The 20,193-nt window shown below is 60.0% G+C and carries 23 protein-coding genes; 6 read left to right on the top strand and 17 right to left on the bottom strand.

From position 1 onward, the window contains the following. Positions 1–9: 9 nt before the first annotated feature. The 3 genes from HGP12_RS01625 to grxD all read right to left on the bottom strand — a co-directional run bounded on the left by HGP12_RS01625 (position 10) and on the right by grxD (position 3,013). Positions 10–1,293 carry a multidrug effflux MFS transporter gene (locus HGP12_RS01625; RefSeq protein WP_168838810.1) on the bottom strand — a complete coding sequence of 428 codons (1,284 nt, stop codon included), beginning with the start codon at positions 1,291–1,293 and terminating at the stop codon, positions 10–12. Between the two features lie 13 nt (positions 1,294–1,306). Continuing rightward, positions 1,307–2,539: a multidrug effflux MFS transporter gene (locus HGP12_RS01630; RefSeq protein ID WP_168839165.1), complete on the bottom strand. Its 1,233-nt coding sequence runs from the start codon at positions 2,537–2,539 to the stop codon at positions 1,307–1,309. 138 nt (positions 2,540–2,677) lie between these two features. After that, positions 2,678–3,013, bottom strand: coding sequence for a Grx4 family monothiol glutaredoxin (gene grxD / locus HGP12_RS01635; protein WP_168838811.1), 336 nt, complete (start codon positions 3,011–3,013; stop codon positions 2,678–2,680). 383 nt (positions 3,014–3,396) lie between these two features. Between grxD and HGP12_RS01640 the strand changes: the two genes are divergently transcribed. Both HGP12_RS01640 and HGP12_RS01645 read left to right on the top strand, forming a co-directional pair. Next, positions 3,397–3,699 carry a hypothetical protein gene (locus HGP12_RS01640; protein WP_168838812.1) on the top strand — a complete coding sequence of 101 codons (303 nt, stop codon included), beginning with the start codon at positions 3,397–3,399 and terminating at the stop codon, positions 3,697–3,699. A 206-nt stretch (positions 3,700–3,905) separates the two neighbouring features. Then, entirely contained in the window at positions 3,906–5,105 is a 1,200-nt protein-coding gene (locus HGP12_RS01645; protein ID WP_168838813.1) for a hypothetical protein, read from the top strand. Here the strand turns inward: HGP12_RS01645 and HGP12_RS01650 are convergent. From HGP12_RS01650 to HGP12_RS01665, 4 genes are all read right to left on the bottom strand, one after another. Beyond that, entirely contained in the window at positions 5,091–5,324 is a 234-nt protein-coding gene (locus HGP12_RS01650; RefSeq protein ID WP_004108912.1) for a BolA family protein, read from the bottom strand. The two genes, HGP12_RS01645 and HGP12_RS01650, sit on opposite strands and share 15 nt — an antisense overlap. Before the next feature lie 14 nt (positions 5,325–5,338). Then, on the bottom strand, positions 5,339–7,570 hold the full coding sequence (gene purL / locus HGP12_RS01655) for a phosphoribosylformylglycinamidine synthase subunit PurL (protein ID WP_168838814.1): 2,232 nt from the start codon (positions 7,568–7,570) through the stop codon (positions 5,339–5,341). Positions 7,571–7,740: 170 nt separating this feature from the next. Beyond that, on the bottom strand, positions 7,741–8,337 hold the full coding sequence (locus HGP12_RS01660) for an acyloxyacyl hydrolase (RefSeq protein WP_246703227.1): 597 nt from the start codon (positions 8,335–8,337) through the stop codon (positions 7,741–7,743). A 120-nt stretch (positions 8,338–8,457) separates the two neighbouring features. After that, positions 8,458–9,876 carry a PLP-dependent aminotransferase family protein gene (locus HGP12_RS01665; protein ID WP_168838815.1) on the bottom strand — a complete coding sequence of 473 codons (1,419 nt, stop codon included), beginning with the start codon at positions 9,874–9,876 and terminating at the stop codon, positions 8,458–8,460. A gap of 105 nt (positions 9,877–9,981) precedes the next feature. Between HGP12_RS01665 and HGP12_RS01670 the strand changes: the two genes are divergently transcribed. Further along, the gene (locus HGP12_RS01670) at positions 9,982–10,227 is read left to right on the top strand and encodes a DUF1127 domain-containing protein (RefSeq protein ID WP_168838816.1); all 246 of its coding nucleotides are present in this window, start codon (positions 9,982–9,984) and stop codon (positions 10,225–10,227) included. A 12-nt stretch (positions 10,228–10,239) separates the two neighbouring features. Here the strand turns inward: HGP12_RS01670 and HGP12_RS01675 are convergent, their stop codons facing one another. From HGP12_RS01675 to HGP12_RS01700, 6 genes are all read right to left on the bottom strand, one after another. Next, on the bottom strand, positions 10,240–10,773 hold the full coding sequence (locus HGP12_RS01675) for an AAA family ATPase (protein WP_168838817.1): 534 nt from the start codon (positions 10,771–10,773) through the stop codon (positions 10,240–10,242). A 79-nt stretch (positions 10,774–10,852) separates the two neighbouring features. Continuing rightward, complete coding sequence (locus HGP12_RS01680) at positions 10,853–11,260, bottom strand: hypothetical protein (RefSeq protein WP_168838818.1); 408 nt, start codon at positions 11,258–11,260, stop codon at positions 10,853–10,855. A gap of 122 nt (positions 11,261–11,382) precedes the next feature. Next, the gene (purQ, locus tag HGP12_RS01685) at positions 11,383–12,054 is read right to left on the bottom strand and encodes a phosphoribosylformylglycinamidine synthase subunit PurQ (protein WP_168838819.1); all 672 of its coding nucleotides are present in this window, start codon (positions 12,052–12,054) and stop codon (positions 11,383–11,385) included. A 103-nt stretch (positions 12,055–12,157) separates the two neighbouring features. Next, positions 12,158–12,400: a phosphoribosylformylglycinamidine synthase subunit PurS gene (gene purS, locus HGP12_RS01690; RefSeq protein WP_168838820.1), complete on the bottom strand. Its 243-nt coding sequence runs from the start codon at positions 12,398–12,400 to the stop codon at positions 12,158–12,160. Between the two features lie 17 nt (positions 12,401–12,417). Continuing rightward, the gene (gene purC / locus HGP12_RS01695) at positions 12,418–13,182 is read right to left on the bottom strand and encodes a phosphoribosylaminoimidazolesuccinocarboxamide synthase (protein ID WP_168838821.1); all 765 of its coding nucleotides are present in this window, start codon (positions 13,180–13,182) and stop codon (positions 12,418–12,420) included. 265 nt (positions 13,183–13,447) lie between these two features. Then, positions 13,448–14,002: an alpha/beta hydrolase gene (locus HGP12_RS01700; RefSeq protein ID WP_168838822.1), complete on the bottom strand. Its 555-nt coding sequence runs from the start codon at positions 14,000–14,002 to the stop codon at positions 13,448–13,450. Positions 14,003–14,172: 170 nt separating this feature from the next. Between HGP12_RS01700 and HGP12_RS01705 the strand changes: the two genes are divergently transcribed. Then, positions 14,173–14,979 (top strand): DUF2189 domain-containing protein, encoded by an 807-nt coding sequence (locus HGP12_RS01705; protein ID WP_168838823.1) that lies wholly within the window; start codon positions 14,173–14,175, stop codon positions 14,977–14,979. A 127-nt stretch (positions 14,980–15,106) separates the two neighbouring features. Next, positions 15,107–15,529 (top strand): low affinity iron permease family protein, encoded by a 423-nt coding sequence (locus HGP12_RS01710; RefSeq protein WP_168838824.1) that lies wholly within the window; start codon positions 15,107–15,109, stop codon positions 15,527–15,529. 207 nt (positions 15,530–15,736) lie between these two features. Here HGP12_RS01710 and purB read toward each other — a convergent pair whose 3' ends face one another. The 4 genes from purB to HGP12_RS01730 form a co-directional block, all read right to left on the bottom strand. Continuing rightward, positions 15,737–17,038 carry an adenylosuccinate lyase gene (gene purB, locus HGP12_RS01715; RefSeq protein WP_168838825.1) on the bottom strand — a complete coding sequence of 434 codons (1,302 nt, stop codon included), beginning with the start codon at positions 17,036–17,038 and terminating at the stop codon, positions 15,737–15,739. Positions 17,039–17,155: 117 nt separating this feature from the next. Beyond that, positions 17,156–17,647 (bottom strand): hypothetical protein, encoded by a 492-nt coding sequence (locus HGP12_RS01720; RefSeq protein WP_168839167.1) that lies wholly within the window; start codon positions 17,645–17,647, stop codon positions 17,156–17,158. Between the two features lie 16 nt (positions 17,648–17,663). Then, the gene (gene rpe / locus HGP12_RS01725; RefSeq protein WP_168838826.1) at positions 17,664–18,350 is read right to left on the bottom strand and encodes a ribulose-phosphate 3-epimerase; all 687 of its coding nucleotides are present in this window, start codon (positions 18,348–18,350) and stop codon (positions 17,664–17,666) included. An 80-nt stretch (positions 18,351–18,430) separates the two neighbouring features. Next, on the bottom strand, positions 18,431–19,513 hold the full coding sequence (locus HGP12_RS01730) for an ABC transporter substrate-binding protein (protein ID WP_168838827.1): 1,083 nt from the start codon (positions 19,511–19,513) through the stop codon (positions 18,431–18,433). Positions 19,514–19,681: 168 nt separating this feature from the next. Between HGP12_RS01730 and HGP12_RS01735 the strand changes: the two genes are divergently transcribed. Then, positions 19,682–20,176 carry a flavin reductase family protein gene (locus HGP12_RS01735; protein ID WP_168838828.1) on the top strand — a complete coding sequence of 165 codons (495 nt, stop codon included), beginning with the start codon at positions 19,682–19,684 and terminating at the stop codon, positions 20,174–20,176. The last annotated feature ends 17 nt before the right edge of the window (positions 20,177–20,193 follow it).

Raw genomic sequence — 20,193 nt, forward strand, 5'->3', positions numbered from 1 at the left:
GCATGTCGTTCAGACGTGCCCCATGCCCGGTTCCAGCGCCGGCGTATCGCCGGGATGGGTGAAGAGCTTGCCGCGTTCCGCCCACAACGTCGCCAAGATCGACAGCACACCGAATACCGTGAAGCCGGCAAGCAGCGGCTGCGCGGTGCCATCGAACATCTGGCCGACGATGCCGCCGAGCAGGACGCCGACCGTCGTGGAGATCGAGCTGGTGATGGCGGCTGCCGTGCCCGCCAGATGTCCCATCGGCTCGAGGCTGATCGCCATGCAGTTGGTGGTGATGACGGCGAACATCATCAGCATTACGGAAATCAGGATATAGATGAAGGTGAAGCTTGGCTGACCGAACATGCCGACTACGTAGCCGATAGCGCCCAGGACGGCGAAAACGATCATGGCGGCATGAGAAATACGGCGCATGCCGAAGCTGCGGACAAAATAACCATTGGCGAACTGCGCTACCGCGGTACCTGCTGCCGTAGCCGCAAAGGCGATCGGAAACGTGTCCCCAAGGCCGTAGACTTCGCCGAAAACCTGCTGCACCGAGACAATGTAGGCGCAGATGACGCCGGTATAGAGCGTTAGGCCGATCATGTAGCCGCAGGTGATGCGGTTGGTCAGCACGGTTTTGAAGCCGGAGAGGACGGAGGCGACCGAAAGCGGCAGGCGTTCCTCGGCGGGAAGCGTTTCCTTCATGCGGAAGAACCCGACCAGGAACAGGCCGGCGCTGGCGATGCCGAGCAGGATGAAGATCCATTGCCAGTTTGAATAGGCAACGATCATCTGGCCGACAAAGGGTGCAACCATCGGCATGATCATGAAGACGATCATGACATAGGACATGACGCGCGCCATTTCGCGCCCGCCGAAGCAGTCGCGCACGATGGCAAGCGTCGTGATGCGCACGGCCGCGGCGCCGACACCCTGGGCGAAGCGCAAGACCAGCAGCGCGAAAAGATTGCCGCTCCAGGCCGCCGCAAACAGCGTCACCGTGTAGAAGGCGAGGCCGCCGAGCAGGATGTGCCGGCGGCCATAGGTGTCCGACAGGCTGCCAAAGAAGAGCTGGCAGATGCCGAAGCCAAGAAAGTAGACGCCGATGACGAGCTGCGTGTCATTCGGGTTGGCAACATGAAGCGATTGCCCGATGTTCGGCAGCGCCGGCAGCATGCTGTCGATGCCCATGGAGATGCTGGCCGTCATCAGGGCGATCATGAGGATGAATTCCACGATGCCGAGGCCGATGCGGTTGGAGCCGGACTGTTCCGGCGATTGAGACTGAGGCGCGGTTGTCATTTGAATATGCCTGTCAATGCAAAGCGAGGGACTGGTCGGCTGGCGGCGGCGCGTTGTGCGGGCGGAAGAGGCGGCCCTTTTCGGCAATCAGCACGAACATCAAACCGATCAGCGAGACGGTAAAATAGCCGATCACCATCGGCGTTGCCGTGCCGTTGAAATACTGGCCGATGCCGGCGCCGATCGACGCGCCGCCGACCGTGCTCATGAAGCCGAGCACCGAGGAGGCGGTTCCGGCGACATGGCCGAGCGGCTCCATCGCGAGCGAGTTGAAATTGGAGCCGATCCAGCCGAACTGGAACATCGCCAGCGCGAAAAAGATCATGAAGAGCGGGAAGGGCATCGGCGCTGGGCCGTAAAGCTGCACGATCATCCAGATGAAGGTTACGATGGAGAAGCCGAGCAGCGCCGCATGCGACAGCCGCCGCATGCCGAAGCGGCCGACGAGCTGCGAATTGATGAAGGACGACAAGGCCATGAACAGCGCCACGCCACCAAAGGCGACGGGTGTATAGACGCCAAGCCTGTAAATGCCGCTGTAGATCTGCTGGGCCGAGTTGATGAAGCCGAACAGCGCCCCGAACAGGAACGTGCTGGCAAGGGTGTAACAGAGCGCCACCCGGTTCGTCAGGACGATGCGAAAACCCGCCGCGACGGATTTGACCGTCAGAGGCCGCACGTTTTCCGGCTTCAGCGTTTCGGGAAGCCGGAAGTACATCCAGAGACCCACGAGCGTTGCCATGGTGCCGATGAAGACGAAGATCATGTGCCAGGTGCTAATCAGTAGGATGATCTGGCCGCTTCCGGGCGCGATGACGGGCACGATCATGAAGACCATCATGATCAGCGACATGACCTCGGCCATCAGGCGACCGCCGAAGACATCGCGGACGATCGAAATGGTGATAACACGTGTCGCCGCCGATCCGAGACCCTGGATGAAGCGAAGGAGAAGCAGGCCGGCAAAGGACGGAATAAGGGCAATGCCGAAGGCGGAGATGACGTAGACGGTAATGCCGATCAGCAGGGGCAGGCGGCGACCGAAGCGATCCGACAGGGGACCGTAGATGAGCTGTGCCGAGCCGAAGCCGATGAGATAGGCCGTCACCACATACTGGCGGTGATTCTCGTTCATCACGCCGAGGCTGGAGCCGATCTGCTGCAAGGCGGGAAGCATGATGTCGATCGCGAGCGAGTTGATCGCCATCAGGAAGGCGGCGAGTGCGATGAACTCGCGTTTGCCCATGGGCAGCTGCCCATGGGACATAGCCTGGGATGTAGTCGTCACGGTTTTATTCCCATAAACATGTCAAGGCGCCGCCCGGTGGCAGCGCCTTTCGATCAAATTGAACTATGGAAACCGGACGAGGAGCCCGGTGCCCGGTCAGGCGGCGCCGCGAACGCTGATGCCGTGTTCCTGGAGGTGTTGCTGCAACTCGCCGGCCTGGAACATTTCGCGTACGATGTCACAGCCGCCGATGAACTCGCCCTTTACATAGAGCTGCGGAATGGTCGGCCAGTTGGAATAGTCCTTGATGCCCTGACGAATCTCGGCATCGGCAAGGACATTGATGCCCTTATAGTCGACGCCGATATAATCGAGAATCTGGACCACCTGGCCGGAGAAGCCACACTGCGGGAACTGGGGCGTGCCCTTCATGAAAAGAACGACGTCGTTGTTCTTGACTTCGTTGTCGATGAATTCGTGCATGCCGCTCATTGTCCAGTTCCTTTCACATGCGGGGTCAAGGTCCGCAGCGTTAAATCTGTTCCTTAAATAGCAAGCGACAGGCGCGATTTCCAGCGGCAAAACGTATGCTTCGCCTTTTTCATCGCATGAATGGATTTCCGGCATCAGCGGTTAAGAAAGATGGCTGAAACCGCTCATTGGCAATTTTTCCTGAACAGTGCGTTTTGAAAACGCCTCTTCAACTCCGTGCCTGAACAACACAAATGAAAATCGAAGCAAGGGATAGTTAATATTAGGCCGCTACTTAATTTACAAACGGCCGGTATGTTTGTTAGAGTTTTGTCGATTGATGCGATTTGGCGCGTATCGGTCCCTTGTCGGCATTGCATTCGTATTTTGAGGGAGCGGACACCATGAGCCACCATCACTATTCCGACGGGCAGGTTGGTGAAGAGCGGGAATTTTACAGTTCGGAGGAAACAAGCGAGGGCGAGCGGGAATATTATGAGCATGTGCGCACGCCAAGGGCTTCCATTCTGAACAGCGCCGTGACCGTTTGCGCCATCGTGCTTGTTTTGAGCATCGCTTTCGGTTACCGCGCATCGACAGCTCCGACGCCGCAACCAACGGTGCCGCCCATCGTCCAAAAAATCATGATCGCGCCGCCGGCGGACCCCTGTGCCGATAGTTCTCCCTATCCCGGCCGTGAATGCTGACGTGTCACCGTGTGGTGCGGCGGCAAGTCTGATGGCGCCTATGAGCATTTTCCTTTCCGCCGACGACCACGATCGTAAACACTTGATTTCAATCTTTTTATGTTCAGATGAATTGTGGGCGTCGCCATGAAAAAGCCCGCAGCCCGTGGTTTTGGCGATTTCCAGTGTTTTCGATGCTGCTTGTGTGCCCAGGGACAGACTGCCATATGGATAATATCAAGAAGAGGGTGGTTCTCCACTTCCCTGGTTTCGAGCCGTTGGATGCGGCGGCGCATCGGGCTCGCTACGAGCGTTCGGCGCGGCAAAGCGCTGCTGTGTGGGATTTTTCGGTCTCCGTCGACGAGCTGAAGAATTTCGGTCGGGCACCCTATTTCGATGTGACCACGACGGCTGAGGATTGGCGCACGCAGAGCCGCATTCATATCGTCGATCACAACGATCTGGTCTCGGTCTTGAATGGCAGGCCGTTCTTTACGCGGCTCATGCAGGGATATCTTGCCGCCGCACGGGTTGCCGCTTCTGGCGGGATGGTCGGCTATTTCCGTCACGCCTGGCGTTTCGGCCTGTTCTTTGTCTTTCCCTTTCTGCTGATGCTTGCGGGGCTGTTGATCAGTCTTTCCATCGCCTTCACGCCGTTCGTATTCGGGCTGCCGGCCTGGAGCCATATCGGCAGCATTGCGCTGGCTGTTGCGTTCTTCGTCTATGTCTTCCTGCCACAGGCGGAGAAGCTGCATACCCTGCATCTTTTCTCCGACTGGGAAATGGCATTGGCGATGGCGGGACTGAATGGGCTCGGCGCCAGACAATGGCTGGAGGCGAGCGCGATCAGCGTACGTCAGGCCCTGGACGAGGCTGAAATCGATGAAATCGTCATTTCCTCGCATAGCATGGGCTCGTCCGTCGCGACTCATGTGATCGGCCTGCTGCTCGAGCGGGAGCCGGAACTGCTGCAGGGCAAGCGCGTGGTGTTCATGACGGTTGGCAGCGCCATCCTGCAATGCGCCCTCATGCGGCCGGCATCCGTGCTGCGTTCGCGTGTCGGGTTGATCGCGCGCTGCAAGGAGATTTTCTGGCTCGACGTCCACTGTCTGACCGACGCCATTCATTTCTATAAGGCGAAGGTCGCCGCTGTTTGCGGGCATCCGGATGCCGAGCAGGCGTCGATCCTGTTCGTACGCTTCAAGCAGATGCTGTCGGAGAAGCATTACAAGAAGATCAAGCGCGATTTCCTGCGGGTTCACCGGCAATATGTGCTCGGTCCCGATGCGAAAGCCTTCTTCGATTTCACGCTGATGACAGCCGGTCCGCTGCCGGCCTCGGATTTCGCGGAGTTTTCCTCGAAGAAACTGCCGGAGCTGGCGTTCAGCTCCGGCGAAGAAGCGCAGGCGCTCTTAATCGGGCGCTGAGGTCTGCAGCGCGAGGGCGTGCAGCACGCCGCCCATATTGCCCTTCAGGGCATCATAGACCATCTGGTGCTGCTGCACGCGGCTCTTGCCGCGGAAGGCTTCCGCGACAACTTCGGCGGCATAGTGATCGCCATCCCCGGCCAGGTCGCGAATCGTCACCTTGGCGCCGGGAATGCCGGCCTTGATCATGTCTTCGATATCGCCGGGGTTCATGGGCATGAGTGGTACCTCGATTATTCAGCAGCGGCGAGCGAGCCGCCATCCATGAAGGCAGGAAACCACGATTCATGCGCCTCGCGCAACTGTTCAACCGGAAGCGTTAACAGGCCATCGATGGCAAGCGCGTCGCCGCCGACGGTTCCGAGGCGGCGGAACGGCACGCCGGCGCTTTCCGCATTGATGCAGACGAAATCGGCGACATCGGCCGGCACGGCGATGACATAGCGGGCCTGATCTTCACCGAAAAGCGCTGCATGCGCCAGCGTCTTGCATTCTGCGAGGTCGATGCGCAGACCCTTGCGGGACGCCATCGCCATTTCGGCAAGCGCCAACGCCAGGCCACCCGACGAGATGTCGTGGCAGGCCGTAACCTGGCCGTTGCGGATGGCGGAGCGAACGAAATCGCCGTTGCGGCGCTCGGCAAAGAGATCGACCTCCGGAGCCGGGCCATCGGCCGAGCCGATGATATCGCGCAGATAGATCGAGGAGCCTAGATGGCTGCCGTCGACACCGATCATCAGCACACGGTCGCCGTCGGAAGCGGAGCCGATGCGGGCCATCGCTTTCCAGTCCGGCAGCAGGCCGACGCCGGCGATGGTGGGGGTCGGCAGGATCGCGACGCCATTGGTTTCGTTGTAGAGCGAGACGTTGCCCGAGACGATCGGGAAATCCAGCGCGCGGCACGCTTCGCCGATACCTTTGATCGCGCCGACCAACTGACCCATGATCTCGGGCTTTTCCGGATTGCCGAAATTCAGGTTGTCGGTCGCGGCCAGCGGTTCGGCGCCGGTTGTGGTGATGTTACGCCAGCATTCGGCGACGGCCTGCTTGCCGCCTTCGAAGGGATCGGCTTCGACATAGCGCGGAGTAACGTCGGACGAGAAGGCCAGCGCCTTGGTCGGATGACCTTCGACGCGAACGACACCGGCGTCGCCGCCTGGAAGCTGCAGCGAATTGCCCTGAATCAGGGTGTCATACTGCTCGTAGACCCAGCGACGGCTGGACTGATTGGCCGAGCCGACCAGTGTCAGCAGCGCCTGACCGTAATCTTCCGGGGCAGCCACCAGATCGGCGGATAGGGCGGCGCGCTTATCGGATTCCCGCCAGGGGCGATCATATTCCGGAGCCTGATCGCCGAGATCCTTGATCGGCAGGTTGGCGACTTCCTCGCCCTGATGGATGACGCGGAAGCGGAGATCGTCGGTCGTCTTGCCGACGATGGCGAAATCCAGACCCCACTTGACGAAGATCGCCTTGGCGACGGCTTCCTTTTCCGGCTGCAGCACCATGAGCATGCGCTCCTGGCTCTCGGACAGCATCATCTCATAGGCCGTCATCTGCTCTTCGCGTACCGGCACCTTGTCGAGATCGAGCTCAATGCCGAGGTCGCCCTTGGCGCCCATTTCGACGGCGGAGCAGGTGAGGCCGGCGGCACCCATGTCCTGGATGGCGATGACGGCGCCCGTCTGCATCAGTTCCAGGCAGGCCTCCAGCAGGCACTTTTCGGTGAAGGGGTCGCCGACCTGAACGGTCGGGCGCTTTTCCTCGATCGATTCGTCGAATTCAGCCGAAGCCATGGTCGCGCCGCCGACGCCGTCACGGCCGGTCTTGGCGCCGAGATAGACGACCGGCAGGCCGACGCCCTTGGCTTCCGACAGGAAAATGGCATTGGATTTTGCAAGGCCGGCCGCAAAGGCGTTGACCAGGATATTACCGTTATAGCGCGCATCGAACTCGACTTCGCCGCCAACGGTCGGAACGCCGAAGGAGTTGCCATAGCCGCCGACGCCGGCGACGACGCCCGAGACGAGGTGGCGGGTCTTCGGATGATCCGGTTCGCCGAAACGCAGGGCGTTCATGGCAGCGACCGGGCGTGCACCCATGGTGAAGACGTCGCGAAGGATGCCGCCGACGCCTGTGGCTGCACCTTGATAGGGCTCGATGTAAGAGGGATGGTTGTGGCTCTCCATCTTGAAGACGACGCAATCGCCATCATCGATATCGACCACGCCGGCATTCTCGCCCGGCCCCTGGATGACGCGCGGCCCCTTGGTCGGCAGGGTGCGCAGCCACTTCTTGGAGGACTTGTACGAGCAGTGCTCGTTCCACATGGCCGAAAAGATGCCGAGCTCGGTGAAGGAAGGCTCGCGGCCGATCAAATCCAGAATGCGCTGATACTCATCCGGCTTCAGGCCGTGGGCGGCAATCAGTTCGGGGGTGATCTGGATCGAATTGGAAATGGTCATGGGCGCTCGAGTGTCCTTGCCTGTAAAAGGTTTGAAGGCCGGTCAGGGATCGGGGTCTCTTTAGCGCAAGTCTCCCCGTCGTGCGACAGGAAAATCACCGGCGTTCACAACACGCCGGCATTGATACTGGAGAAGTCAGGCGCGCAGCCATTGGCGGCCGCGCTCGATCATCAGAATTTGTAGCCGACCATGACGCCCGCGCGCGTCATGCCGCCATTGGGGCCATCGCAAAGATTGGCGTGCGACGCATGCGCGATTTGCGCCATCACGTTCCAATGGCTGTCGAAATTATAGCCGAGGCCGGCATATTCGTGGAACAGCAGGCGACAACCAAGCATCGGGCCATGATCCTGCCAATCGTCGAGATTGCCGGTATGAACCGTTCCGCCGAAGCCGACTTCCGTGAAGATACCGTTGCTATGCGTGAGCGTCCAGGAAAGGCCGCCATAGACCTGCGTCGCCGAACCGCCCGTGCCGATCGAGGTTCCCAGATGGATACGCGGATGGGTCAGCTGATCTTTCCAATCGGCGGTCGGATTGTAGCCGAACGGATTGAACAGCACCTGCACGTCTGGAAACACGCCATTCTCGTGATCGTATCCGCTCTGAACCGATCCGCTCGCGCCGAAGCGCAACTCGTCGAAAATCTTGGCTTGAGGGGCAACCGCGACCGCATCGGCGGCGATGGCCTGACCTGCTATGAATATGGAACTGACTACCAGAAAACTCGTAACTAAACGCTTGCTTAAATAGCCTGCAATAGCCATGCACTCCCCCTGGTGTGGCGGGCGAATCCTGACCTATTGATAGAATGGTAGGGTACTAAGAGTCGAGACGACGCAATAGTATTTCCGCAAGATGTCTGTCGATAAATTGATAAGACTTGCTTAAATGTGACTATCGTATGTCGATGAACCGTTTTCCAACAACCTGCGCAATATCATGAAGCCGGCCGCGACATCTTCTCGCTGTGGCGGTGAGGAAAAGGCGACGCGGACCCTGTGGAAAACCCGTTCGATTCGCGCTGCTTTGAACTCGTCTTCGTCATCGATCAGCACCCCTTCGGAGAGGGCGGCGTTCTTGAATGTGCCCGAAAGCCAGGGCTCGGGCAGCTTCAGCCACAGGAACGGCAGATGTGGATGCGAGTTGAACTCGAAACCCGCCAGCGCCTCGCGCGCGATCAGTTCGCGCGCCTTGATCTCCTCGACCGACCTGCGGCGCAATTCCAGTGCGTGACCTCCGAGTACGAGCCGGGCGCAGGTTTCCGCCAGAATGAAGGGCAGGCCGCCGGTCGTCATCTTATGAGTGACCTTGATGCGCTGGGCAAAATGCGGCGGACAGGCGACCCAGCCGCCGCGCACGCCCGCGGTCACCGACTTCGACAGGCTGCTGACCACGAAAGTCCGTTCCGGCGCGATGGCAGCCATGAGCGGATTTGGGTCGCCGGTCATGCCGCCATAGAGGTCGTCCTCGATCAGCCAGACGCTGTGCCGGCGGGCGATGGCGGCGATTGCCCGGCGTCTGGATTCCGGCATTGTCACCAATGTGGGATTGTGTGCCGTCGGCATCACGAAGGCGAGACGTGGATGCTGCTGCTGGCAGAGGCGCTCGAAATCCTCCGGAATCATGCCGTGCTCATCCGAATCCACCAGGATCGAACGGCGCCCGAGGAGGCGCGCGGCGCGACTGATCTGCGTATAGGTCAGGTTCTCGAAGACGATCTTGTCGCCTGGTGAGGTGACGGCCGATATGACCGCAATGGCGGCGGCATGGGCGCCAAGCGTCGGCACGATTGTATCGATTGCCGGCTGCCAGCCGTTGCGGGCGAGCCAGATTTGTCCCGCCTGAAACCAGCTTGCCGGGAAATTCCGGGAATAGGAAGAAATTTCCGTCTGATGCTCGCTGCTGATGTCGGCAAAGAGCCTGCCGATGATTTCGCCCTGGCCGATGTCGGGCGCGGCGGTCGTGTCGAAGCGGATCTTCGCGTCAGGCGTATTCAGGCCGCGGGTGCCGGCAAGCGCCTGCGTGATCGGATCGACGAGCTCGATCTGCTTGCCGTTCGAGCGTTCCAGCACATAGGTGCCGCGACCGACTTCGCCGGCTACAAGACCGCGTTCGTGCACGAGGGCGTAGGCCCTGCTTACCGTGCCGATGGTAACGCCAATGTCATAGGCGAGGTTGCGCTGCGGCGGCAACTTGGTGCCGGGCGGCAGAACGCCATGCGTGATCGCATTCTCGATACTGTCGGCGACGCGGATGTAGACCGGGCCGGTTCCGCTTGAAATGTCAGGGAGCCAATTTGTCATAATGACAATTTCCTAGATTGTCTCTGTCACGGAGTCAAGTTTATGAGTCAATTTGCATCGTTTGGCTCGATGCGTAAGAATTGTCACCATCATGTGAGAATGAAGATGAGTACAATAGATGCAATCTGCTCGACCGCTGCGCGAGACGCGTCCTCGGCAGGCTTGAAAGTCCGAGCGGCACAGCCAAAGCCGCATGCGATGCGTCGGCTTTGGGCAATTTATCTGCATTGGCTGGAGAAGCGCGAGAGCCGCTGGGTCTTGCGAGATCTGACGGAGGACCAGCTGCGCGACATCGGCCTGACACGCCACGAGGCGGCGACGGAAGCCAAGAAATCGTTCTTCTGGGGGTGAAGGGTAGCCGGTCTATTCGAATCCCATAACGGAATGAACGAAGTCGGCGCGCTCCTCGACGCCGAGTTTCGGCAGGAGATGAACGTCATAGCCGAGTGAGGGATAGACGGCGCTCAGCCGTTCATATTCCGCGACCGCCGCTGCAAAATCATGCCGTCGTTCGCGGTCGCCGACATAGATTTCCGGCCAGGGCGGGGTCAGGAAGACATGGCTGTTATAGCGATGCAATTGACCGAGCGAAGCCAGCACGGGCTCGCCCGTCATATGCTCGAGCGCCGATGCGGCGTCGATCAATCCCCTGTCGAAGAAGACGGTACCTGGAATTATCGCTGCTTCCTCGCGATCGACGAGCGACATGGCGATCGCCCGGCGCGCGAATGCCGGCGCATCGACCCAGGGCAAAGCCGAACCGTCGCCTTCCAGTTCCTCGACGACGATGCGTCGCCCGGGCTCTTCGACCACGTGATGGCCACGACGCTTGAGCGCCTCCAGCAAGGTGGATTTGCCGCCGCCGGAGCAGCCCGAGAGAATGACAAATCTGTCCATGGCAATGCTCCCTGAGATTGAGGGCGCGCGTCATGCCTCGGCAGCAGGATTACCGCGTAGCGGGCCTCAGGCCATCGGCCTAGTTGCAGGCCTTCGAGCCCCCAGCCCAGCGATTGACGTCGCCCGTGATGCGGCCGCCGGAGGCACCTGACATCATCGGACCGAAAGCCTGCAGCTGTGCGGGATTGCCTTCCGCTTGCACGACGAGAGACGGCCGGCCGGTCGGATGCTTCCTGTCGACCACGAGAATGCGCGGGCGACCGGTGAAAGAGTTGAGCTCCGGAGAGAGCTGATAACCGGCAAAGGCCGGGTCGGACGACTTGAACCAGCAGGCGCTGGCATTGAGCATGACGCGTTCCATCGTCGACAGGGCGCTGTGATCCATCGCGGTGATGGCCGGCGGGCGCGGGCCGCACGACGTGACCAGCAGCCCAAGCGTCGCAATGGCAGCGGCGGAATAAAGTCCTGTCAGGAGGCGAGGGCGCATCAATCTCTTTCCAATGAGGCGGTTAAGGCTGTTTTTCCGAAGTCTGCCGGATCATGTTTCGGCGCCTGCTGTTTTATGCAAAGGTGCCGATTTTATGATTTCGATATAGGCTCGTCCTGGTGTCAGGCCGCGACTACACCGAGCGCGGAGGCGAACAATCCGCGGCCGTCGCTACCGCCATGGGCGGCCTCGATCAGATTTTCCGGATGCGGCATCATGCCGAGCACATTGCCCTTGGCATTCATCACGCCGGCGATATCGTTGACGGAGCCGTTAGGGTTGGTGCCCTCCGCATAGCGGAAGACCACCTGGCCGTTGCCTTCGATTGCCTTCAGCGTCTCGGCGTCGGCGAAATAGTTGCCGTCATGATGCGCGACCGGGCTGCGGATGATCTGACCCTTGGCATAAGCCGCCGTGAAGTCCGTCTCGGCGTTGACGACTTCCAGCTTCACTTCGCGGCAGACGAATTTCAGCGAGGCGTTGCGCATCAGCGCACCGGGCAGCATGCCGGCTTCGAGCAGGATCTGGAAACCGTTGCAGACACCCAAAACCTTGACGCCCTTGTCGGCCTTGTCCTTGATCGCCTGCATGATCGGCATACGGGCGGCGATTGCGCCGCAGCGCAGATAATCGCCATAGGAGAAGCCGCCGGGAATGACGATCAGGTCGACATCCGGGATCTCGGTCTCGGTCTGCCAGACCGTTACAGGCGCATGGCCGGAGATCTTGGTCAGCGCCGCGATCATGTCGCGATCGCGATTGAGGCCGGGGAGTTGGACGACTGCTGATTTCATGATGCTGGTCCCGCAATAGGCGAAGAGTAATCGCTGGAATGTACTTCGTGAGCCATATCCCATTGCCTCCGGCAAAGGAAGGATGGCTCGCGAAAGAGGACAATCAGTCGATCGAAATGCTGAAGTTCTCGATGACGGTATTGGCGAGAAGCTTTTCGCACATGGTTCTGAGGACTGCTTCCGCCTTGCCCTTGTCGGTGCCTTCCAGCTCGAGATCGAAGACCTTGCCCTGGCGGACCTGATGGACGCCGTCAAAGCCGAGCGCGCCGAGCGCGCCTTCGATTGCCTTGCCCTGCGGATCGAGAACGCCGTTCTTCAGCGTGACGGTTACACGAGCCTTGATCACGATTGTCCTTTCTGAGCTTACTTGACGAGAACCGGCCCCGTGCCACGCACGGGTTCGTTTTCATTGATGATGCCGAGGCGGCGCGCTACTTCGGAATAGGCTTCCAGCAGACCGCCCAAGTCGCGGCGGAAGCGATCCTTGTCCATCTTCTCGTGGGTTTCGATATCCCAGAGGCGGCAGCTGTCCGGCGAGATTTCGTCTGCGAGGATGATGCGCATCATGTCGCCTTCGAAGAGGCGGCCGCATTCGATCTTGAAATCGACGAGCTGGATGCCGACGCCGAGAAAGAGGCCCGTCATGAAGTCGTTGACGCGGATGGCGAGCGCCATGATGTCATCGAGCTCGGCCGGATTAGCCCAGCCGAAAGCCGTGATGTGCTCTTCGGAGACCATCGGGTCTTCGAGCGCATCGGACTTGTAATAAAACTCGATGATCGAGCGCGGCAGCACCACGCCTTCCTCGATACCGAGACGCTTGGCGAGCGAGCCGGCGGCGACGTTGCGCACGACGATCTCGAGCGGAATCATCTCCACTTCCTTGATCAGCTGCTCGCGCATGTTGAGGCGGCGGATAAAGTGCGTGGGAATGCCGATCTTGTTCAGATGGCTGAAAATATACTCGCAGATGCGGTTATTCAGAACACCCTTGCCATCGATGACTTCGTGCTTCTTCTTGTTGAAGGCGGTGGCGTCGTCCTTGAAGAACTGGATCAGCGTGCCCGGCTCAGGCCCTTCGTAAAGGATCTTGGCCTTGCCCTCGTAAATACGGCGGCGACGGTTCATTGGTGTTGTTCTCTGTCTTTGGCGCTTACGGTATAGCGCAAGTGGATCGTATGTGGGCGTCCCCATAGCGGATAAGAAGCGAATTCACAATCCGCCTGCGCCTCCTTCCTCGGAATTCCGGCCTTGACGGGGTGCCAATGCCGAGAATCGGGATCCTTTGCTAACCTGTTTTACAGGCTTTTCTCTGACGATGGAATGAAGGTGCCCGCTACTTCACAGGCTAGTGAGGCGAGGCGTATTTCTACCACCGTTGCTTCCGGCGCAATCAGGGCTTCAGCTGGCTCAGGAACTTGGCGAAGACCATCGTGCCTTCGGGCCAGGGGCCGTGGCCGGATTCGGTATTGATGTGGCCGGCTTCGCCGGCATCGATCAGCAGGGAGCCCCAGCTGTTGGCAACATCATCCGCATGCTCGTAGCTGCCGAAGGGATCGTTGCGGCTTGCGATGGTGACGGACGGAAACGGCAGGGGATCGCGAGGATAGGGGCCGAAGGTCATCAGATGCTTCGGCCGGATATCCGGATTGGCGACATCGGGCGGCGCCACGAAGAAGGCGCCGGCAACCTTGTTGCGGAAATGCGGAATCGCATGGATCGCCGAGGGGACGCCGAGCGAATGCGCGACGAGCACCACGGGCTTATCCGAAGCGTTCACTTCCTCGGCAATGCGGGCGACCCAGTCATCGAGCACCGGCTTCGACCATTCCGCCTGTTCCACGCGCTGCGCGGTCGAGAGCTTCTGCTCCCAGCGCGTCTGCCAGTGGTCAGGGCCGGAATTCGTATAGCCGGGAATGATGAGAATGTTTGCGTCGGAGGCTTTCATGATTGCGCCGATGTGGAAAAGGGGAGCCCAACTGTCAAGTGAGAAAGGCGACAATTGCGGCAAAATTTGCTAATATCGCCGCTGCCGGTAGCGAATGAGGATGTCGGCAGCCATTTTGCCGCCATCTTGCGCCGCCAGCCGAGCACATCGAGGTTGAGGAGGAGAGCATTATGACGGCCTTTCACGTCATGGCAGGAGCGGACCACACATTTACCCGCCCCGCCATCCGCAAGATCGGCATTGCTGACCTCGTCGATGCCCTGAAATTGGGGCTGGACGACTTCAGCGAAAAGCCATCGCATTACGTGTTCCTATGCCTGATGTATCCGATTGCAGGCATTGCGCTTGCGATCTGGAGCACGGATCAGAACCTGCTGCCGCTGCTGTTTCCATTGATGTCGGGCTTTGCGCTGCTGGGTCCCATCGCGGCAATCGGCCTTTACGAGATCAGCCGACGGCGGGAGAAGGGGCTGGATACGTCATGGAGCCATGCTTTCGAGGTCCGTTTCTCGCCAGCCTTGCCGTCGATCATCGTCGCCGGCCTCATGCTGTTCGGCCTTTTCATCGTCTGGCTCTTCGTGGCGCAGAATCTCTACTTCATCTATTTCGGTGATGGTGCGCCGCCGAAGCTCACGTCCTTCGTGTCGAGTATCCTGACGACGCCCGAAGGCCTTTCGATGATGTTCTGGGGCAATCTCCTCGGCTTCATCTTTGCGCTTGTCGTGCTGGCGACCACGGTCGTTACCTTCCCGCTGCTGCTGGACCGCGATGTCGGCGTTGTGGCGGCGATCGACGCCAGCATCCGGGCGACGCTGATCAATCCGATACCGGTGGCGGTCTGGGGCCTGACCGTGGCGGCATTGTTGGTGATCGGCACGATTCCGATCTTTGCGGGGCTGGCCGTGATCATGCCCATACTCGGTCACGCCACATGGCATCTCTATCGCAAGCTGGTGGTGCCGGTCGAGGCTCACTAGACGCCGGCTTGTCATGGTTCCCGCCTGTTTGGCGGGAACCAGCGTGACCTTGCAGCGTTGATCTGCCGCCGTCTCGCGAATTGGAATAAATTCGAGGGATAGACGGGGTCAGCCGAGGATGAGGTTTATGGCAAGGCTCAAACATATCTTCGCTCGTTTCGCCACGGTGGTTTCAGAAGGGGCGGGAAAACCGGTCGTTTTCATACTGGCGCTGCTGTCAGTCGTCGTCTGGGGCTTGACCGGGCCGATCTTCGGCTTTTCCGAGACCTGGCAGCTCGTCATAAACACAGGCACGACGATCATCACTTTCCTGATGGTCTTCCTGTTGCAGAACGCGCAGACGCGCGACACGCGTGCCATCCAGGCCAAGCTCAACGAGCTCATCCTGACCAGTGCCGCGGAGAACCGCTTCATCGGCATCGAGAACCTGGACGAGGAGGATTTGCAGCATCTCGACCGTCTGGTGGAGAAGGCGGCCAGACGCGACGGCAACAGCGAAAGAGCATCACCGCAAAGATCGATCCATCGGAAAATCAGAAGCGAAACGTAGACGCGCCGAGCCATGGCTCCCGGCCGCTTAACGCTCCTCTTGCTTCGGGATCACGTAACGGTCGTGCCAGCCGCGCGCCGCTTTCCGTGATATCGGGCCGTTGAAGACCCTCCGAAAGCTTGATGGTCGGATCTTATCCGCAAGACAGAAGGAGCGGCGCGTTTCCGCGCCGCTCCTTCAAAATCAGATCGATAGATCGGTTCGGGCCTAGCCGAAAACCCGCTTGAAGATCGTGTCTACATGCTTGGTGTGGTAGCCGAGGTCGAATTTCTCGCGGACGTTCTCTTCGGAAAGCGCTGCGCGCACCTCCTGGTCGGCGAGCAGCTCTTCGAGGAAATCCTTGCCCTGTTCCCAGACCTTCATCGCATTGCGCTGTACGAGGCGATAGGAATCCTCGCGTGAGACGCCGGCTTGGGTGAGGGCCAGCAGCACGCGCTGTGAATGAACAAGCCCGCGGAACTTGTTCAAATTGTTCATCATATTTTCCGGGTAAACAAGCAGCTTATCGATGACGGTGGTCAGGCGGGACAGCGCGAAATCGAGCGTGACGGTCGCATCCGGCCCGATCATGCGCTCGACGGACGAATGGGAAATATCGCGCTCGTGCCAGAGGGCGACGTTTTCCATGGCAGGCATGGCGTAGGAGCGGACCATGCGGGCAAGACCCGTCAGGTTTTCCGTCAATACCGGATTGCGCTTGTGCGGCATGGCGGACGAGCCCTTCTGGCCCGGAGAGAAATATTCCTCCGCTTCCAGGACTTCCGTGCGCTGCAGATGGCGGATCTCGGTGGCGAGACGCTCGATCGACGAGGCGACGACGCCGAGCGTCGCGAAGAACATCGCGTGGCGATCGCGCGGAATGACCTGCGTTGAGACCGGCTCCGGCTTCAGGCCGAGGGCGGCGGCGACATGTTCCTCAACACGCGGATCGATATTGGCGAAAGTGCCGACGGCGCCGGAGATGGCGCAGGTGGCGACTTCCTCGCGAGCCGCGATCAGGCGCTGCTTGCAGCGCTCGAATTCGGCATAGGCGAGCGCCAGCTTGACGCCGAAGGTTGTCGGCTCTGCATGAATGCCATGCGAGCGGCCGATGGTGACAGTATCCTTATGCTCGAAGGCGCGGCGCTTCAGGGCTTCCAGAAGCTTGTCGATATCGGCGAGCAGCAGGTCGCTGGCGCGCACGAGCTGAACGTTGAAGCAAGTGTCGAGCACGTCGGAGGAGGTCATGCCCTGATGCACGAAACGGGCGTCCGGTCCGACGATTTCGGCAAGATGTGTCAGGAAGGCGATGACGTCGTGCTTGGTGACAGCCTCGATCTCATCGATGCGGTCGACGTCGAAGGTGGCCTTGCCACCCTTTTCCCATATGGTGTCGGCCGCCGACTTCGGGATAACGCCGAGAGCTGCAAGCGCATCACAGGCATGGGCCTCGATCTCGAACCAGATACGGAATTTGGTTTCGGGCGACCAGATGGCGACCATTTCCGGTCGGGAGTAGCGCGGGATCATGGGCTCAAAGCTTTCTTGGCTAATGGGAAAGGAAACCTCGGCGCCCCCATAACAAAGACGGACGGCAATCACAATGTTTCTTGGCACAATGTTTGTTGGGCCAATCCTTCGTACGCCTCAATGCGTCCGTCGCGCAAGATAGGCGGAAACGGCGATCAGGCATAGCAGGCCGAACGGCAGAAACAGGGATAAGCCGAGAATCGCGAACTGGTAGACGGCGCTGGCGCCGGTGTACAGGAGCTGGAATGTCCAGATGAGCGAGCCGAATGGCGCATGCCAACGCGAATAGAACCAGCGATAGTCCATGGAGAAGAGAAACGCCGTCATGGCCGCGGTGCCGATGGAGAGCATCAAAAAGAAAGCGGCGAAGCGCGCGCTCACCGGTCGGCTGCGGGTGAAGCGCTGGGTGAGCGGCACGAGAATGGGCCAGGCGAGGGCGCCGCCGAAGAAATAGACCAAGGTAAGGGCCGCGAGATGACTGCTCAGAAGGCCGTTGCGCCAATAAAGGGCAGCGAGCGCCGAAGCGGCCATGGCCGCACCCCAACAGACGGCATTGCTTAAAATTTCGAGGCAACGCGATGTGGCGGTCCGTGTCCGGCCCGCCGCAATGATGGCATTGGTCGGATTAGTTTGATCCAACGCGACCTCGTTCGGCGGCAGCGCGGAGATCGCCGACGGTCTGGCGATAGGCATCGACCGATTCGCCCTTGAAGATTGCCGAACCGGCCACGAGCACGTTGGCGCCGGAAGCGGTGATGAGAGGCGCGGTGTCGACCGAGACGCCACCATCGACTTCGAGTTCGATCGGGCGATCACCGATCAGTGACTTGGCGTTGCGGATCTTGTCGGCCATGGCGGGAATGAACTTCTGGCCGCCGAAGCCGGGATTGACCGACATGATCAGGATCAGGTCGATATCGTCGAGCACGTTTTCGAGCACGGAAAGCGGTGTTGCCGGATTGAGGGTGACGCCGACCTTCTTGCCGAGATGACGGATCGTCTGCAGCGAACGGTGCAGATGCACGCCGGCTTCGGCATGAACGGTGATGCGGTCGCAGCCGGCCTTGGCGAAGGCTTCCAGATAGGGATCGGCGGGCGAGATCATCAGATGGCAGTCGAAAGTCGCGGTCGTATAGGGGCGCAGCGCCTTGATGACATCGGCGCCGAAGGAGATGTTCGGCACGAAATGCCCGTCCATGACGTCGAGATGGATCCAGTCGGCTCCGGCTTCGGTCACATCCTTGACTTCCTGTCCGAGCTTGGCGAAGTCGGCAGCGAGAATGGAGGGGGCGATACGGATCGGCAAGGTCATGGGTGGCTAAGCTCCAACTGATTTTTCGCGTCTGGATTAGCACCGCTCTCGTGGGCAAACAACCGCCCGAACGGATCGCTTCAGTTCGATGGCGTCGTCACCGGCACGAAAGCATTGCCGCGCCATTCCAGCAAGCGATAGGGGTTTTCTGTCACTTCGTGGTTCTGCCCGAAGGAGATCGGGCCGATTGCCGTCTGGAATGCCGTGCCGACGAACTTATCGGTAACGGGCTTGTTTTCCGCCTTCGCACCTTCGGCTGCCTGGCTGGCGATCTGCGCCGCGGCGGCTGCCGGCAGGATATAACCGTCCGGTTCGATGCCGCCGGCGCGCATCGCCTGGATCGTCTGTTGCGCTGCCGGCAGACTTGCATAGTCGGGCAGCGCAATCGCCTGCACGCCTTCCAGCAAAGGCACGGGCGTATCGGCAGCACGCATCGCGTCGCCACCCATTAGGGCCAGCGGAATGTTTTCGCTCTTGGCGTCGCGCGCGATGACAGCGACATCGCTGCGGTCACCGCCAATGAAGACATGTGTGGCACCGGCTTTCTTCAAGCGACGGACAAGAGCTATCTGCTGATCCTGGCCGGGGCGATAGGTATCAGTGAAAACCGGTTTCAGCCCCTTTTCCTCGAGTGCGTTGCGGATCGCGCCCACCAGTTCGCGGCCGTGGATCGTGCCGTCGTCGATCAGCGCCATCGGTTCGGCCGCCCAGTTTTTCAGAATGGTATTGATCGCGACGGCGGCCTCGGCGCTATCCACGGGGGCAAGGCGGAACAGCGGCCAGCCGTTCTTCAGCGCATCCTCCATTAAAATGCGGGAACGAACGGAAACGGTGACAGCCGGGATACCGGCGTCCTTGAGGCGCGGAAGCGCGCCTTCCAATGTTTCCGTGCACAGGAAGCCGATCGCGATCTGCGCCTTGGCGGCGATCAATGCCTCGGCGGCAGCACGCCCGCCGTCCTCTGTACAGGGTTCGTCGATGACGGTCGCCGCATCCTTTTGGGCCTGAATTTCGAAATTGGCCCCAGTGGTGATCTCGGCGCCCAGCGTTGCGAAATTGCCGCCCTGCGGTGCCACGACGCCGATATGGATTCCTGCGGCGTAGCTGCTGCCGGCCGCCGAAAGCAGCGCGAAAAGAAGCGGAAGGCGACGCAGAAGGTTCATCGATGGATTATCCTGGACAATTTTCTGCTCTATTTATCCGCCTGATGGGCATCGTCAAAGAAAAAGCAACAAAATCGCTCTGTTTTCAATGGCGCTATTGTAGAAAAGCTAACATCTGGCCGCCATATTGAGCGGAAGATAAGGTATCACAGGAATATGGAGACGGTGATGCTAGACAGGCAGCGTATGGATCCGGCGCTTTATCGAGATGCCATGAGCCGCTATGCGGGGCATGTGCAGCTGGTGACGACGGCGCTCGGCGCGGAGCGGCGTGGCGTGACGATCACGGCTGCCTGCTCGGTGTCGGACAGCCCTGCGACGGTTCTCATCTGCGTCAACAACAGCAACGCCAAAAACGAGATCTTCTTCAATAGCGGCATTTTTGCCCTGAATACGCTTGGTGCCGATCACCAGTCTCTGGCCGACGCCTTTTCCGGGAAGACGCAACTGACCACCGACGAGCGCTTTGCAACCGGCAAGTTCGAGACGCTGGTGACAGGCGCGCCTGTGCTTGCCGACGCGCTGGCCGCTTTCGATTGCCGCGTGATCGAGATCAAGCAGGCCTCCACGCACAACATCATCTTCGGCGAGGTGATGGCCATACGCTACAGCGAGCCAAAGCCGGCATTGCTCTATATGAACCGGGGCTATCACACGCTATAACCCCTTCAAGGGAGTTA

The organism is Rhizobium sp. P28RR-XV (assembly GCF_012641385.1).
Classification (GTDB): domain Bacteria; phylum Pseudomonadota; class Alphaproteobacteria; order Rhizobiales; family Rhizobiaceae; genus Rhizobium.

What these genes read in the sequence shown, in the direction of transcription:
- HGP12_RS01710 (WP_168838824.1), top strand. Translation starts at nt 15,107, where the DNA reads ATGGCAAGGCTCAAACATATCTTCGCTCGTTTCGCCACGGTGGTTTCA.
- HGP12_RS01680 (WP_168838818.1), bottom strand. Translation starts at nt 11,260, where the DNA reads ATGCGCCCTCGCCTCCTGACAGGACTTTATTCCGCCGCTGCCATTGCG.
- purB (WP_168838825.1), bottom strand. Translation starts at nt 17,038, where the DNA reads ATGATCCCGCGCTACTCCCGACCGGAAATGGTCGCCATCTGGTCGCCC.
- HGP12_RS01670 (WP_168838816.1), top strand. Translation starts at nt 9,982, where the DNA reads ATGAGTACAATAGATGCAATCTGCTCGACCGCTGCGCGAGACGCGTCC.
- HGP12_RS01630 (WP_168839165.1), bottom strand. Translation starts at nt 2,539, where the DNA reads ATGGGCAAACGCGAGTTCATCGCACTCGCCGCCTTCCTGATGGCGATC.
- HGP12_RS01675 (WP_168838817.1), bottom strand. Translation starts at nt 10,773, where the DNA reads ATGGACAGATTTGTCATTCTCTCGGGCTGCTCCGGCGGCGGCAAATCC.
- HGP12_RS01640 (WP_168838812.1), top strand. Translation starts at nt 3,397, where the DNA reads ATGAGCCACCATCACTATTCCGACGGGCAGGTTGGTGAAGAGCGGGAA.
- HGP12_RS01705 (WP_168838823.1), top strand. Translation starts at nt 14,173, where the DNA reads ATGACGGCCTTTCACGTCATGGCAGGAGCGGACCACACATTTACCCGC.
- HGP12_RS01645 (WP_168838813.1), top strand. Translation starts at nt 3,906, where the DNA reads ATGGATAATATCAAGAAGAGGGTGGTTCTCCACTTCCCTGGTTTCGAG.
- grxD (WP_168838811.1), bottom strand. Translation starts at nt 3,013, where the DNA reads ATGAGCGGCATGCACGAATTCATCGACAACGAAGTCAAGAACAACGAC.
- HGP12_RS01700 (WP_168838822.1), bottom strand. Translation starts at nt 14,002, where the DNA reads ATGAAAGCCTCCGACGCAAACATTCTCATCATTCCCGGCTATACGAAT.
- HGP12_RS01625 (WP_168838810.1), bottom strand. Translation starts at nt 1,293, where the DNA reads ATGACAACCGCGCCTCAGTCTCAATCGCCGGAACAGTCCGGCTCCAAC.
- purL (WP_168838814.1), bottom strand. Translation starts at nt 7,570, where the DNA reads ATGACCATTTCCAATTCGATCCAGATCACCCCCGAACTGATTGCCGCC.
- purQ (WP_168838819.1), bottom strand. Translation starts at nt 12,054, where the DNA reads ATGAAATCAGCAGTCGTCCAACTCCCCGGCCTCAATCGCGATCGCGAC.
- HGP12_RS01660 (WP_246703227.1), bottom strand. Translation starts at nt 8,337, where the DNA reads ATGGCTATTGCAGGCTATTTAAGCAAGCGTTTAGTTACGAGTTTTCTG.
- purC (WP_168838821.1), bottom strand. Translation starts at nt 13,182, where the DNA reads ATGAACCGTCGCCGCCGTATTTACGAGGGCAAGGCCAAGATCCTTTAC.
- HGP12_RS01735 (WP_168838828.1), top strand. Translation starts at nt 19,682, where the DNA reads ATGCTAGACAGGCAGCGTATGGATCCGGCGCTTTATCGAGATGCCATG.
- HGP12_RS01650 (WP_004108912.1), bottom strand. Translation starts at nt 5,324, where the DNA reads ATGCCCATGAACCCCGGCGATATCGAAGACATGATCAAGGCCGGCATT.
- rpe (WP_168838826.1), bottom strand. Translation starts at nt 18,350, where the DNA reads ATGACCTTGCCGATCCGTATCGCCCCCTCCATTCTCGCTGCCGACTTC.
- HGP12_RS01730 (WP_168838827.1), bottom strand. Translation starts at nt 19,513, where the DNA reads ATGAACCTTCTGCGTCGCCTTCCGCTTCTTTTCGCGCTGCTTTCGGCG.
- HGP12_RS01665 (WP_168838815.1), bottom strand. Translation starts at nt 9,876, where the DNA reads ATGACAAATTGGCTCCCTGACATTTCAAGCGGAACCGGCCCGGTCTAC.